This window comes from Streptomyces sp. 3MP-14 (assembly GCF_006334905.2).
GTDB classification, from domain to species: Bacteria; Actinomycetota; Actinomycetes; order Streptomycetales; family Streptomycetaceae; genus Streptomyces; species Streptomyces triticirhizae.
Genome location: NZ_VDLZ02000005.1, coordinates 470,711 through 484,291 on the forward strand (window position 1 = coordinate 470,711; position 13,581 = coordinate 484,291).

The window sequence follows — 13,581 nt, forward strand, 5'->3', positions numbered from 1 at the left end:
CGGGCCGGTCAATGAAACCGACGGGTTCGACTGGGGTTGAAACGTTTGCGGTTGCGGCGCGCGAGGCCGCCCGGCATCACAACGTCGCGTGCCAGGCGAGGAGTTGCTTCACCGCCGCCGGGGTCAACCCGACCGCCGGATCGACCGGAACCAGCAGCGTCGGCGCGCTCCGCGCCCGCATCCAGGTCCACGCCTCGGGCGTGTGCCGGTCGTCCACCCAGGCCACCGGGCGCTCCGCGCCCACCTGGGCCGCGATCGCCGGCACCTTCTCCGACGGGTCGAACGGGACCGGCGGGAACCGCACCACCGGCCAGACGGGCAGGCCCAGAAGTGGGGCGATGTGCTCGTTGGCCTCGTCCTCCCAGCCGGTGGCCCAGGCCAGTTCGAAGTGGTGGGCCAGGCTCGCCAGCCAGGTCCCGTGATCCACGCAGAGCCGGACCGGCTCCTCGTCCGGGAAGAACGGGAACTCCCGGTAGCCCTCCGGGCAGGTCTCGGCGGCGTAGGGGTTGAGCACGCCGTCGACGTCCATGAGGAGGAGGGGGCGGGACCCGGGAGTCGCGTCGGCGGGGGCGGCGGCGGTGCCGGTGTCGACGGTGCCGACGGTGCCGGTGCCGGTGCCGCTGTCGATGTCGACGTGCGGCACGTGGTCGGCGGACGGGTCGGTGGCCATGGAGACATTGAAGCAGCGGCGCGGGACGGGGCCCTCCGGGCGGGGCAGGGCCCTCCGGGCGGCGCAGGCCCTCCGGGGCGGCGCCGGATCGGCGGGGGCAGGGGGCGGCGCGGCGCCGGCGCCGGGGCGGGGCGACGGGGTCGCGGGGGGCGGGAGGTCGTGCGCCGTCCGCGCGGGGTGCCTCCGGCCGGCCCGCGCCGTTGCCGCGCCGCGGCAACGGGCGGTAGGGGAACGGCGGTTGCGCATCGCGCGGCGCGCCGGGCGGCCGACGGCCGGCGGCCGGCGGACGGGTCCCGGGCGAGCGCGGCCGACGGGCCGGCAGTGAGCCCGGGCGGGCTCGGCACCGTTGCTGCCGCCCGGGCGCGGCAACGGTCCGCAGGAGAGCCGTGGGTGCGTGGCGGCTTTCGCGTGGACGCGCGGTGGGTGCCCTCCGGGGAGGGGCCGGACGGTAGATCGGCGGGGCGTGCGCCGACCCGACGCCCTTGCCGGGGCGTGGCAACGGGGCCTGGGCGAAGGGCGGTTGCGTGCTGCCGAGAGTGTGCAGGGAGACCGGCGGTCGACGCGCGGCCCCTACCGTCGCCGGGGTGCGGCGACTGAGCGCGGTCCCGCGCGCCGTCCGCGCGGCGCGGCGGGCGGGTACCTGCGGCAGGCGACGGCGGGTCGACGCGGGGCCCCGTTACCGCCGCCCGGCTGCGGCAACGGGCGTTGGCGGAACGGTGGTTGCGCGAGCTGGGCGCGCGAACGCGCCCGGCGCGGCGGGTGCCTGCCGGGTGGCCCGGCGCCGACTTGCCTCCGGCGGGGCGCCTGCTGAGTGGCGCGGCGCGTCGCGAGGACGGCGGTTGCGTGCTGTCGAGAAGGCGCGGCGGACGCGGCCTGTTGCCGCTGTCGGGGTGGGGAACTGGCGGCAGTGGAACGGCGGTTGCGCGCGCCCGCCGCGCGAACGCGGCCGGGTGGCCGGTGCTCTTCGTGCCGGGGAGCCCTGCGGCGGGTGCCCATGTGGGAGGCGGCCGGCGGTGAACGGGGGCCGCTACCGTCGCCGGGGTGCGGCGACGGGCGCTGGCGAAGCGGCCGTTGCGTCCCCTCGGGCTTGGTGGGAGGCGGCCGGCGGCAGGCGCGGCCCCCTACCGTCGCCGGGGCGGGTGGTCGCGCGCCGTCCGCGCCGTCCGCGCGGGGTGTCTCCGGAGGGCGTCGTCGGGTCGACGCGGGCCCGTCACCGCCGCCCGGCTGCGGCAACGGGCGCTGGCTGAAGGGCGGTTGCGCGAGCTGGGCGCCGGTGCGCGTCTGCGCGGCCGGTGCTGCTCGTGCGGGAGGCGCCGTCGGGTCGGCGTGGCGGCTGTGGTCGGCGTGGGGCCCGGTGCCGTCGCCGGAGTGCGGCAACAGGAACGGGTGGGCCGGGGGTTGTGCCCGCCGGGCGCCTGCACGCGTCCGCGCGGCCGGCGCTCCTCGTGCGGGAGGCGCCGTGGGCGGGTGCCTGCCCTCCGGCCCGACGGCCGAGGTCGGCGCGCGGTGCGTGACCGCCGCCAGGGGCGGCAACAGGAGCCGGTGGGGCGGGAGTTGGGCACGCCGCCGGCGGAGCCGGGCGTCCCGGGGCAGGACAACCGGTCGGCCTTGGCCGACCGGCACCAGCGTCAGCGCGCGGGCGCGCCAACGGGCCGCAGCCGAACGGCGCCCGCGCCGCCCCGCGCGCAACATCCGCGTAGGCGCGCCCCGCGCGCCCGCGTCCGCGCCCGCGTCCGCCCCCCGAACGGAAAGTCACGACGCGCCCCTTGACGCCCTCGCGGCGACGTTGGAACACTCCCTGAGGCGCTCAGCAAGCGCTTACCCCTCGCTTTCCCCCAACGTTCCCCGAGCGTTCCCCACCCCCGAACCGCCGCCGCCCGCAGGGCCCGTTCCGCGCGTCGAAAATGAATCGATTCACCAGCTCGGCGGCGGTGTCCGAAGAGCTGGTCCACCCCTCCGAAGGGACCGCAGCATGAGCGATGCGACCGCCGCCCGACCGCGCCAACTGCCCGGCGAGAGACGGGCCCCGCGCCCGTTCCGCGCCCTGGCGCTGCCCGCCCTCGCCACCCTCGCGCTCGCCGCGCTGCTGGGCCTCGCCCTGCCCGGCACGGCCCTCGCCGACGAGCGCGCGCCCGGCGAGCACGTCGCCGACCAGCCGACCGCCGACCAGCCGACGGTGTTCATCGCGAGTGACTCCACCGCCCAGAGCTACGGCGCCGACTTCGCGCCCCAGGCCGGCTGGGGGCAGCTGCTGGACCGGTACCTCGCCGAGCCGGTGACGGTCGCCAACCACGCGATCGGCGGGCGGAGTTCGCGGACCTTCGTGGCGGAGGGGCGGCTGGACGCGATCCTCGAACAGATCGAGCCCGGCGACTATCTGCTGGTGCAGTTCGGGCACAACGACGCGACGATCAGCCGGCCCGACCGCTACACCTCGCCCGCCGACTTCAAGGAGTACCTGCGCGACGACTACATCGCCGGTGCTCTGGCGCGGGGCGCCACGCCCGTCGTGGTGACGCCCGTCTCGCGGCGGGTCTTCGACCCGGCGAGCGGCGAACTGGGCGTCTCCTTCCCGGAGTACGCCCAGGCGGCCCGCGAGGTGGCGGCCGAGGAGGGCGTTCCGCTGCTGGACCTCGGGCGGGCCAGCCACGAGTATCTGAGCGGAGTCGGCCCGTTGGAGTCCACGGCGGTCTTTCTCCATGTGCCGCCCGGCGTCTATCCCAACCGGCCCGGCGGCACGATCGACGAGACGCACTTCCAGACCTATGGCGCCGACCGGATGGCCCGCCTGGTCGCCGTCGAGATCGCGGGCCTCGGACTGCCGCTCTCCGACGCGGTGGTGGGCACCGAGCCCACCGGACCGCGCCCGGCCCGGCCCGACCGGCCGCACGCCGCCCAGGTCGGCCACGACGGCGCCCGGCTGAGCTGGGAGCCGGTGGACAACGCGACGCTCTACCGGGTCGAGGCGCGGCCGGCGGACGAGCGCGGGGCCGCGTGGACGGTGGTCGCCGTCTCCCCGATCCCGCTCGCCGACGTGACCGGGCTGGCCGAGGCGACCCGTTACGAGCTGCGGCTGATCGCGGTCAACGACCGTGGCCTGTCGGCCGGTTCGAGGCCGTTGACGCTCACCACGGCCGCCGCCGACCTGCGGCTGGACTTCGGTCCTGCCGGGAGCCCGGTGGCCGAGGGCTATCTCGGGGTCTCCCCGGAGACCGGCTACCCCGGCGAGCACGGGGTCGGCTTCGCCGAGGGCGCCGCGCCGGCGGGCGCGGCGGACCGGGGGCCGGCGACCGACGCGCTGAGCAGGGACTTCGTGCTGGGCGCCGGGGGCGAGTACCGGCTCGCGGTGGACGTGCCCAACGGCACCTACGCCGTCTCGGCGACCGTGGGCGACGCGGCCGGCCCCTCGCGGACCGGCTTCGCCCTGGAGGAGTCCGACCGGGGCCAGGTGATCGGTCACCCGGGGGCCATGACACGGCAGACGTTTACTCAGGTCACGGTCAGCGACGGCCGGTTGGACCTGCGGCTCTACGGCGAGACCGGTCATCTCAACGCCCTGGAGCTGAGTCGCGTCAGCTGACGCACCATCAACTCGGCCACTCAAGGAAGGTGTTCACCCTCATGCACAGCAGAGCCGCAGGGGCGCGCGTCGCCGTTCTCACCACCCTGGTGGTGATGGCGACCGTCGCCTACCCCGCCGGGGCCCAGCCCGCCGGACCGACATCGGACGACCAACCCGCAGCAGCAGCACGGGAGATGGAGGCCCTGGACCGCGCGCCGGTCGCCGTGCCCACCGAGGACGGCGTGCTGGTGAGCTGGCGGCTGCTGGGTCTCGACCCGGATTCCATCGCCTTCGACGTCTACCGGGACGGCGAGTTGGTCAATGCCGGCCCGCTGACCGGCGCCACCAACCTGGTGGACCCGGACGGCAGCGTCGACTCGGTCTACCGGATCGAGGCCGTCGTCGACGGCCAACCCGTCGACGAGACCGAGGAGTTCGGGGTGTGGGCGGGGCAGTACCGCGACATTCCCGTCAACCGGCCCGAGGGCGGGGTGTCGCCCGACGGGGTGGAGTACACCTACCACCTCAACGACGCCTCGGTCGGCGACCTGGACGGCGACGGCCGCTACGAGGTCGTCCAGAAGTGGGAGCCGAGCAACGCCAAGGACAACTCCTCGGCCGGATACACCGGTAACACCTATCTGGACGCCTACACGCTGGACGGCGAGCAGCTGTGGCGGATCGACCTGGGCCCCAACATCCGTTCCGGCGCGCACTACACCCAGTTCCAGGTGTATGACCTGGACGGCGACGGCTCGGCCGAGGTCACGCTGAAGACGGCCGACGGCACGGTGGACGGCGAGGGCACTGTCATCGGCGACGCGGGCGCCGACCACCGCAATGACAGCGGCTACATCCTCGACGGCCCCGAGTTCCTGACCGTCTTCGACGGCGAGACCGGCGCTGCGCTGGACACGATCGACTACGAGCCGGGCCGGGGCGACATCTGCGACTGGGGCGACTGCTACGGCAACCGAGGCGACCGTTTCCTGGCCGGCGTCGCCTATCTGGACGGGGAGCACCCCTCGGTGCTGTTCGCCCGTGGCTACTACACCCGCACCACGGTCGCCGCCTACGACTTCAACGAGGGCCAGCTGAACCGGCGTTGGTTCTTCGACTCCGACGAGGCGGGCTCGCGGTACGCGGGCCAGGGCAACCACAACCTGGCGGTCGGGGACGTGGACGGCGACGGGCGCGACGAGTTGGTCTATGGCTCGATGGCGCTGGACGACGACGGAACTCCGCTGTACAGCACGGGACTTGGCCACGGGGACGCCGCGCATCTGGGCGACCTGGACCCGGGCAGGCCGGGGCTTGAGGTCTTCGCTGTGCACGAGAGCATGAGTTCTTCGGGGAACCGGGGCGGCACGTTCCGGGACGCTGGGACCGGCGAGGTGCTCTACGGGATGCCGGCCGACACCGACGTCGGGCGCGGCGCCGCCGCCGACATCGACCCGGCCCACCCGGGCGCCGAGGCGTGGGCGGTGACGGCGGACGGCGCGTGGAACTCCCGTGACGGCGAGCTGCGTTCGGCCGCCGGCGAGCTGTTGGGCACGTCGATCCCGTCGGCCAACTTCGTGATCTGGTGGGACGGCGACCCGCTGCGGGAGATCCTGGACCACGACTTCGAGGAGGGCGTGGACCCGGCGGGCGCCCCGTTCGTCGCCAAGTGGGACCCGGAGGCGGGCGAGCAGCGGGTGATCTTCCGGCCCGAGGGCACCTACAGCAACAACTACACCAAGGGCAACCCGGTGCTCCAGGCCGACCTCTACGGCGACTGGCGCGAGGAGGTGCTGCTGCGCACCCAGGACGAGTCCGCGCTGCGGGTGTTCACCACCGACGAGCCGACCGAGCTGCGGCTGCCGACGCTGATGCACGACCCGCAGTACCGGACGGCGGTGGCCTGGCAGAACACCGCGTACAACCAGCCGCCGCACCCGAGCTTCTTCATCGGCGAGGGCATGGAGCAGCCGGCGGCGCCCCGGATTCGGTACGCGGACCGTCGGTGACCGACGCCCGTCGCACCGGCTGAACGTCCGACCGCCCGAACGTTCCGCCCCGCCCCGGCCCGAACGTTCCGCCCCGGCCCGGCTCGAACCGACGCGCCGGGGCGGAACGCGGGAAGCCGGTGCGGAACGCCGGAAGCCGGTGCGGAACGCCGGAAATGGAGCGGGTCGGCGGGGGTGCGCGGGGGTAGGGTCGTGGTGGCCGTAAGCGCTTTCCATCTGGAGGCAATCCACCGTGGCCCCGCCGGTAGCCCCGCTCGAACATCGATACCGAGGCGAACACCCGGTCCGCACCCTCGTCTGGCTGCTCCGCCCCGACCGTTGGCGGATCGCCCTGGCGTTCGTGGTCTTCACCGTCAAGCACAGCCCCGTCTGGCTGCTGCCCCTCACCACCGCCGCCATCGTCGACACCGTCGTGGACCATCTGCCCATCGGCAACCTCTGGTCCAGCGCCGGTCTGGTGCTGGCGATCCTGCTCGTCAACCTCCCCCTGCACCTGCTCTGGGTGCGCCTGATGTACGGCAGCGTGCGGCGGATGGGCACCGCGCTGCGCTCCGCGCTCTGCACCCGGATGCAGCAGCTGTCCATCGGCTACCACCACCGCGTCAGCGCCGGCGTGCTCCAGGCGAAGGTGGTGCGCGACGTCGAGACCATCGAACAGATGGTGCAGCAGACCTCCGAGATGGGCCTGGGCGCCGGCACCGTGCTGATCGGCGGCCTGGTCATCATCGGCCTGCGGGCCCCGGAGTTCCTGCCGATCTTCCTGGTGGTCGTGCCCTGCGCCGCCCTGCTGGTGATGCGGATGCGGCTCCGACTCCGCACCCGCAACGAGCACTTCCGCCGCGACATCGAGCAACTCTCCACGCGGGTCGCGGAGATGACCCGGCTGATCTCCGTGACCCGGGCCCACGGCCTGGAGGACAGCGCCCTGCGCCGCATGAACGGCACCCTGCGGCGGGTGTTGGACTCCGCGATGCGCCTCGACCTGCTCAACGGCCGGGTGGCGTCGGCCTCCTGGGTCCTGCTGAACATCCTGGGCCTGTCGTTCCTCACCGGTGCCGCGCTGGTCGCCTACTACGAGGTGTGGGACGTCAGCGCCGGCGACGTCGTGATGCTCAGCGCGTTCCTCGCCACGCTGACCAACTCGACCACCACGCTGCTCTCCCTGATGCCCGTCGTCACCAAGGGACTGGAGTCGGTCCGCTCGGTGGGCGAGGTGCTTCAGGCGCCGGCCCTGGAGGAGAACGAGGGCAAGGCCGAAGTCACCGCCGTGCGGGGGGCGTTCACCTTCGACGAGGTGTCCTTCGGGTACGAGGGTGACGAACGGCGGCCCGCCGTCAGCCGGTTGAGCCTGACCGTCTCGCCCGGCGAGACGATCGCGCTGGTCGGGGCGTCCGGCGCCGGCAAGTCCACCGTGCTCAACCTGCTCATCGGTTTCGAACGGCCCACCCGGGGACGGCTGTTGCTCGACGGGGTGGACATGGGCGCCCTCGACCTGCGGACCTACCGGCGCTTCGTCTCCGTCGTCCCCCAGGAGTCGATCCTCTTCGAGGGCACCGTCCGGGAGAACGTCGCCTACGGCATGGACGACGCGGACGAGGGCACCGTGCGGGAGGCCCTGGCCGCGGCCAACGCCCTGGAGTTCGTCGACCGGTTGCCCGGCGGGCTGGACGCCGTGGTCGGCGAGCACGGCGCGCGGCTGTCCGGCGGCCAACGCCAACGGCTCGCGATAGCCCGGGCGTTGATCCGCGACCCGAGGGTGCTGATCCTCGATGAGGCGACCTCCGCGCTGGACACCCGCTCCGAGGCGCTGGTCCAGCAGGCCCTGAGCCGGCTGGTGCGCGGCCGGACCACCTTCGTGGTGGCGCACCGGCTGTCCACGATCAGGGGCGCGGACCGGATCGTGGTCCTCGACCACGGGGAGATCGTGGAGAGCGGGACCCACGAGGAACTGCTGGCGCGCGGCGGCGCCTATGCGGCGCTCACGGTGGGGCAGCTCAACTGACGGGCGTGCGCGGGGCGTGCGCGCGGCCGCCGTGCGCCCCGCGCGCACCGTTCGCCCTGCTCACGCCGGCGCGTGGGCGGCGGCGCGGCGCTGGCGGGCCGCCTCGTAGAGGACCACGCTGGCGGCGTTGGCCGCGTTGAGCGAACTGGCCGAGCCGGTCATCGGGATGGACACCAGCACATCGCACCGCTCCCGCCAGGCCGCGCTCAGGCCACGGGTCTCGTTGCCGACGAGGAGCAGCACGGGTCCGGTCAGGTCGCAGGCGTCGATCGGGACCGTGCCGCCCTCGTCGGTGCCGACCACGGTCACAGGCCCGCCGGGCGGCGCGGCCTCGGCCAGCCAGGAGAGCACCTCGCGCTGCCCCGGGGCGCGCACCACGGGAAGCGCGAACAGCGAACCCGTGCTGGCCCGCACCGACTTGGGGTCGTAGACGTCGGCGGCGTGGCCGGTGACCACCAGCCCGGAGGCGCCGAACGCGTCGGCGGAACGGATCAGGCTGCCCACGTTGCCCGGGCTGGTCGGCCGGTCGAAGACCACCCCGAGGAACGCGTCGTCCACCGCGATCCTGGACAGCTCGTCGGGCGGCAACTCGGCGACGGCCACCAGCTCGGGCGGGCCCTCTTCCTTCTCGCCCAGGTCGGTCAGCAGCTCGGGCGCCATCGCCACCCGCTCCGCCGGAACCTCGGCCAGCAGCCGGCGGGCCCAGGCGGTCGGCGGGCGCTCCGCGTCGTGGATCAGCGTCCTGATCGGCCAACCGTGCTCCACGGCCAGGGAGATGGGGCGCACGCCCTGCACCAGGAACTCGCCGGCGCGCTGCCGCTTGGTGCGGTTGGTCAGCTGCGCCTGCCACTGCTGGAAGCGCGCGTTCCTGGTCGTGATCCGCCGCACCGCCACCTGGCTCCCACCTGGCCCCACCTCGAAGAATTCGCCTTGCCGGGGGCAGAGGCTACACGGCAGCATGGCCGCCGTGCCTCCCGAGCCCGCCCCCTGGCCCCGGCGTGCCCTGGCCCGCCGGTACGGCGGCGAGCCCTGGACGCCGGTGACGATCGGGCACTCCGGCGCGCGGGTGCTGCGCCTGGCTGACGGGCGCTATCTGAAGGTCGCCGCCGCCGACGCCGGCACGCGCCCGGACGGCGGCAGGGACACCGGCTTCGACCCGCTCGCCGAGGCCGAACGGGCGCGCTGGCTGGCCGGGCGCGGCCTGCCGGCGCCCGAGGTGTGGGACGCCGGCACGGACGGTCGCCACAGCTGGCTGCTGACGGGCGCGCTGCCCGGCCGCTCGGCGGCCGAGCCCTGGCCGGCCGAGCGGCGGAACGCCGTGGTGGACGCGCTGGCCGACATCGCCCGGGCGCTCCATCAACTCCCGCCCGCCGACTGCCCGTTCGACCGGGGGCCGGCGTGGCGGGCGCGGGCCGCCGACCCGTCGGACGTGGTGGTCTGCCACGGGGACCTGTGTCTGCCCAACGTCCTGCTGGACCCCGGCTCCTGCCGGGTCACCGGGCTGGTGGACCTCGGCCGGCTCGGGCTGGCCGACCGGCTGTCCGATCTCGCGCTCCTCTCCCGCAGCCTCACCAGCGACCTCAATCCGCAGTACGGGCCCGACCACGCGGCCCGGCTGCTGCGCCGCTACCCGGGGCCGGGGCCGGGGCCTGGGCTTGGCCCCGGGCCGGGGCCTGGCGGCGCGGACCGGGCGCGGCTGGACCACTACCTGCGCCTGGAGGACTCCGGCGGCGGGTGAGCCGGCGGCGTCGCGGACACCGCGTGCGGTGGACCGTTCCGCTGCGCTGGGCTGTTCTCGTGGGATCGGCCGTCCCGGCACGGCTGCCCGTTCTGGCGCGGCGGGCCGTTCCGCTGCGGTGGCCGTTCTCCTGGGGTCGGCCGTGCCGGCGCGGTCGGCCGTTCCCGTACGCCCAGCCAGTCCGGCGCGGTGCGGTCCGGTGCGGTGCGGTCCGGTGCGCTCGGCTGACCGGTCCGGACCGGTCAGCCGTTCCCGTGGTCGACCGTGACCACGATCTTGCCGATGTGCGCGTTGGACTCCAGCAGACGATGGGCGTCGCCGATCCGTTCCAGGCCGTGGAGGACCTCGCCGACCACCGGCTGGAGGGAGCCGTCCCCGACCCCGGCGGCCAGGAAGGCGTTGACGCGCCGCCGGCGCTCGGCCGAGGACGTCATCTCGACGTTGTTGTAACCGTGCACGGTGAGCGGCCAGTTGAGCGGCATCCGCGTGGTCCCGCCGCCGAGCCAGCCGTAGGTGACCACCGTTCCGCCGGCGGTCGCCGCCGTGGCCAACTCGGGGAGGCCGGGCCCGCCCACCGCGTCGAAGACCAACTCGGCGCCCCGGCCGCCCGTCAGCCGCCGGACCTCCTCCGGCACGTCCTCCTCGTCCGAGACGATCACCCGCGCGGCGCCGAGGTCCAGCAGCCGCTGCCGCTTGGCGGCGGTGCGGGTGACCGCGAGGGGAAACGCGCCGAGGCGCGCGGCGGTCTGGACGGCCGCGACGCCGACGCCGCTCGATGCGGCGTTGATCACCACATGGTCGCCGGCGCGCAGCCCGCCCACCTCCACCAGCCCGCCGTAGGCGGAGGAGTAGGCCAGCCACAGCGCGGCGCCGGCGACGGCGTCCAGCGGGGCCGGGCGCGAAACCACCGAATCGACGGGCAGCACCACCCGCTCCGCGTAGACGCCCTGGGCGCTCATCTCGATCCCGGGGCCGGTCAACACCGGGTCGCCCGGGGCGAAAGCGGTGACGCCGGCGCCCACCGACTCCACCACGCCCGACGCCTCGTAGCCGAGCCGCGAGCCGGGGAGGGCGGCCGGGTAGTAGTAGCCGCCGGAACGGAACAGCGCCTCCGCGCGGTTGAGGCCGACGGCGTCGACCCGGACCCGGACCTCCCCGGGGCCCGGCTCGGCCAGGGCGACCTCCCGCAGGGTCAGGACCTCGGGGCCGCCGATCTCGTCGAAGAACACGGTGCGGACAGGTGTCGTATCGGATGTGTGCGTTGCCATACCGGGAACGCTACGGACGCCTCGCTGGACGCCCCATGTCCCACGGTCTCGCGGATTTGTCCCATCGTCTTCCGCACTGGACGGATGGCCGCGGGGCGGTCGGCCTAGGATCGGGGGCATGGATGTACTGAGCGATGCGATCGCCGTGATGCGCACCGGCGTTCCGCACTCGTCGCGGACATGCCGCTCGGCGCCCTGGGGGATGAGGTTCCCGGCGTCGGAGGGCGCCGGATTCCATGTCGTGCTCCAGGGCTCCTGCTGGCTGTTGCCGCCCGAGGGCGGGGAGCCGCTCGCGCTCTCGGCGGGGGATGTCGTGTTCCTGGCGCAGGGCGGGGCCTACGGTCTCGCCGACGCGCCGGACACGCCCCTGGTGCCCGTCGTTCGTCGGGGCGAGGAGTGGGTGTGGGAGGCGCCGCAGGAGCCGGGCGGCGGGCCCACCACGCTGCTGCTGTGCGGCGCCTACCGGCTGAGCCGCGCGCGGCCGCATCCGCTGCTCGCCGAGCTGCCGCCCGTCGTCCATCTGCCCGCGCGGATCGGGGCACATCGGGCGCTGCGCGGGGCCGTTGACCTGCTCGGCGGCGAACTGGAGGCGCCGGGGCCCGGCTCGGACGCCGCGATCCCTGCGCTCCTGGACACGTTGCTCCTGTACATCCTGCGGGCCTGGCTGGCCGACCACTCCGAGCAGGCGACCACGGGCTGGGCCGCCGCCCTGGCGGACCCGGCGATCGCCGACGCGCTCGACGCGATCCACCGGGACCCGGCCCACCCGTGGACGGTCGCGGAGCTGGGGCGGCTGGCCGGGCTGTCCCGGGCCGCGTTCGCCCGGCGGTTCGCCACGGTGGTGGGCCAGCCGCCGCTGGCGTATCTGACCTGGTGGCGTATGACGGTCGCCGGGCGGCTGCTGGACTCGACCGACGCCCCGCTCCGGGTCGTCGCCCAACGCAGCGGCTACAGCTCGGAGTTCGCGTTCGCGAAGGCGTTCCGCCGGGAACTGGGCATGTCACCCGGCCAGTACCGGAACGGCGAACGCCCCGGGGCGGAGCGCTCCGCGCGAACGGGAGCGCGCTCCGCGTGAGCGGGGGAGCTGGCGGTGGCCGCGACCCGTTGACCGAGGTGCGCCGGGTCGGCCGGCCCGGCGCGGGTCGCCGACCTCCGGGGCGATGCCGTCGCCGTCGTACGAGGACGCGCGGCGCTTCGCGCCTGGGTTGTTGAACGATCTGTTCACTTCCAAACGGGCACCTAGAAAAAAGGTCCCCCACCCCCCGCGCGCCCGCCTTCGGGAGTCGGCGGCGCGCGGACTACCAGGACGGCAGGCGTTGTTCGCGCGGCAGCGTGGTCGTTGACCCGACCCCACCACCCACCCGCCTCTCAACGACCAACCGGCACCGTCCCCGTGAGACGCCCGACGATCGGTCACGTCCGAGACGGGCGACGTGCCGGGGCAGGCCGGCGAAGCCGGTGCGCGCTACGCACGCCCCCAGCGGCCAAACGGCCCTCGAACTCGGCGCGGTCCCTGCGCCCGTGGGGCACGGTCGCCAGAGCTGGTCTCCGTTCGGCAACGAACTCCACCTTCCGGAAGCCGCGCCCCCCTTCCCAGCCAGCCTCTTGCCGGTATTCGTTACGCCCGCACCCGGCTGGTCGTGCGCCATGTAGGCCAGGCGTCGTAGCCCGCGCCAGAACCCCAACCACACCGCAGAGTCTCGTTGACCAACAAACGACCAGTCGGGCTGCCCCGCACCGGCCACCGGCCCGCACCCGAAGGCCCCGGCGCCCGACGCGCGTGGGGCGCCCGGCAGGGGCCGGGCGTCAGGACTCGTAACCCTCGACCTCGCGGGCGGGGCGAGTGACGGCCGCGTTGGGGTTGGCGCCGAACTCGTCGCGGGCGCGGCGCTGGCGCAGCAGGTCCCAGCACTGGTCGAGCCGGACCTCCAGGTCGCTCAGGCGCACCCGTTCCTCCTCCGCGAGGCCGCGCCCGGTGGACCGGTCCCGCAGGGCCCGCTCCTCCGCGACCAGCTCGTCGACACGGGCGAGGATGTCCTTGTCGTCCATGTTTGTCAGCCTAGGTGGGCGCCTCGGCGTCGGCCATTCGAACCGGCCGGGACTGCTGGCACCACCGGTGAGGCCCGCCGGGCCGAGTCCGCTCGCCCCTGTTCGAGTCGGGCCCGCCGGGCCGCTGCGAGGCGAGCCCCATCGCCGCTGGCTAGGTGTATTGGCCTGCAGGGTTGTTTACGCGGCTGATGGGTGGTTGGCCTCCGAGTGCGGTGTGGGAGCGATGGTAGTTGTAGGTGTGGAGGTAGTCGGTCAGTGCGGCGGTTCGTTCGGTGTTGGTGGT

General features: G+C 74.6%; 9 protein-coding genes and 1 pseudogene. 5 read left to right on the plus strand and 5 right to left on the minus strand.

Annotated features, from left to right (window positions below; genetic code table 11):
• Positions 1–76: 76 nt before the first annotated feature.
• Positions 77–529, minus strand: coding sequence for an HAD domain-containing protein (locus FH609_RS10745; RefSeq protein ID WP_139667003.1), 453 nt, complete (start codon positions 527–529; stop codon positions 77–79).
• Positions 530–2,642: 2,113 nt separating this feature from the next.
• Here FH609_RS10745 and FH609_RS31015 point away from each other — a divergent pair.
• The 3 genes from FH609_RS31015 to FH609_RS10760 all read left to right on the plus strand — a co-directional run bounded on the left by FH609_RS31015 (position 2,643) and on the right by FH609_RS10760 (position 8,243).
• Entirely contained in the window at positions 2,643–4,250 is a 1,608-nt protein-coding gene (locus FH609_RS31015; RefSeq protein ID WP_139666705.1) for a GDSL-type esterase/lipase family protein, read from the plus strand.
• Positions 4,251–4,291: 41 nt separating this feature from the next.
• Positions 4,292–6,241, plus strand: a complete 1,950-nt coding sequence (locus FH609_RS10755; protein WP_193317819.1) for a rhamnogalacturonan lyase — start codon at positions 4,292–4,294, stop codon at positions 6,239–6,241.
• 232 nt (positions 6,242–6,473) lie between these two features.
• Positions 6,474–8,243 carry an ABC transporter ATP-binding protein gene (locus FH609_RS10760; RefSeq protein ID WP_139666704.1) on the plus strand — a complete coding sequence of 590 codons (1,770 nt, stop codon included), beginning with the start codon at positions 6,474–6,476 and terminating at the stop codon, positions 8,241–8,243.
• Positions 8,244–8,303: 60 nt separating this feature from the next.
• On the opposite strand, the gene FH609_RS10765 is transcribed toward FH609_RS10760, so the two are convergent.
• Positions 8,304–9,131, minus strand: coding sequence for a TrmH family RNA methyltransferase (locus FH609_RS10765; RefSeq protein ID WP_405378871.1), 828 nt, complete (start codon positions 9,129–9,131; stop codon positions 8,304–8,306).
• 79 nt (positions 9,132–9,210) lie between these two features.
• On the opposite strand from FH609_RS10765, the gene FH609_RS10770 reads away from it, so the two are divergent.
• Complete coding sequence (locus tag FH609_RS10770; protein ID WP_226961550.1) at positions 9,211–9,981, plus strand: aminoglycoside 3'-phosphotransferase; 771 nt, start codon at positions 9,211–9,213, stop codon at positions 9,979–9,981.
• 242 nt (positions 9,982–10,223) lie between these two features.
• Here the strand turns inward: FH609_RS10770 and FH609_RS10775 are convergent, their stop codons facing one another.
• A complete protein-coding gene (locus tag FH609_RS10775) occupies positions 10,224–11,249 on the minus strand; it encodes a zinc-dependent alcohol dehydrogenase family protein (protein ID WP_139666701.1) in 1,026 nt (341 codons plus the stop codon).
• 118 nt (positions 11,250–11,367) lie between these two features.
• Here FH609_RS10775 and FH609_RS10780 point away from each other — a divergent pair, with 118 nt between their 5' ends.
• A complete protein-coding gene (locus tag FH609_RS10780) occupies positions 11,368–12,324 on the plus strand; it encodes an AraC family transcriptional regulator (protein ID WP_139666700.1) in 957 nt (318 codons plus the stop codon).
• Between the two features lie 731 nt (positions 12,325–13,055).
• Here FH609_RS10780 and FH609_RS10785 read toward each other — a convergent pair.
• Positions 13,056–13,298 (minus strand): DUF2630 family protein, encoded by a 243-nt coding sequence (locus FH609_RS10785; RefSeq protein ID WP_139666699.1) that lies wholly within the window; start codon positions 13,296–13,298, stop codon positions 13,056–13,058.
• Positions 13,299–13,449: 151 nt separating this feature from the next.
• Positions 13,450–13,581: pseudogene (locus tag FH609_RS10790) on the minus strand (IS481 family transposase); the annotation flags it as partial.

Excerpts from the sequence above, each read along its gene's own strand:
- FH609_RS10755 (WP_193317819.1), top strand. The coding sequence starts at position 4,292 with ATGCACAGCAGAGCCGCAGGGGCGCGCGTCGCCGTTCTCACCACCCTG.
- FH609_RS10785 (WP_139666699.1), bottom strand. The coding sequence starts at position 13,298 with ATGGACGACAAGGACATCCTCGCCCGTGTCGACGAGCTGGTCGCGGAG.
- FH609_RS10780 (WP_139666700.1), top strand. The coding sequence starts at position 11,368 with ATGGATGTACTGAGCGATGCGATCGCCGTGATGCGCACCGGCGTTCCG.
- FH609_RS10745 (WP_139667003.1), bottom strand. The coding sequence starts at position 529 with ATGGACGTCGACGGCGTGCTCAACCCCTACGCCGCCGAGACCTGCCCG.
- FH609_RS31015 (WP_139666705.1), top strand. The coding sequence starts at position 2,643 with ATGAGCGATGCGACCGCCGCCCGACCGCGCCAACTGCCCGGCGAGAGA.
- FH609_RS10775 (WP_139666701.1), bottom strand. The coding sequence starts at position 11,249 with ATGGCAACGCACACATCCGATACGACACCTGTCCGCACCGTGTTCTTC.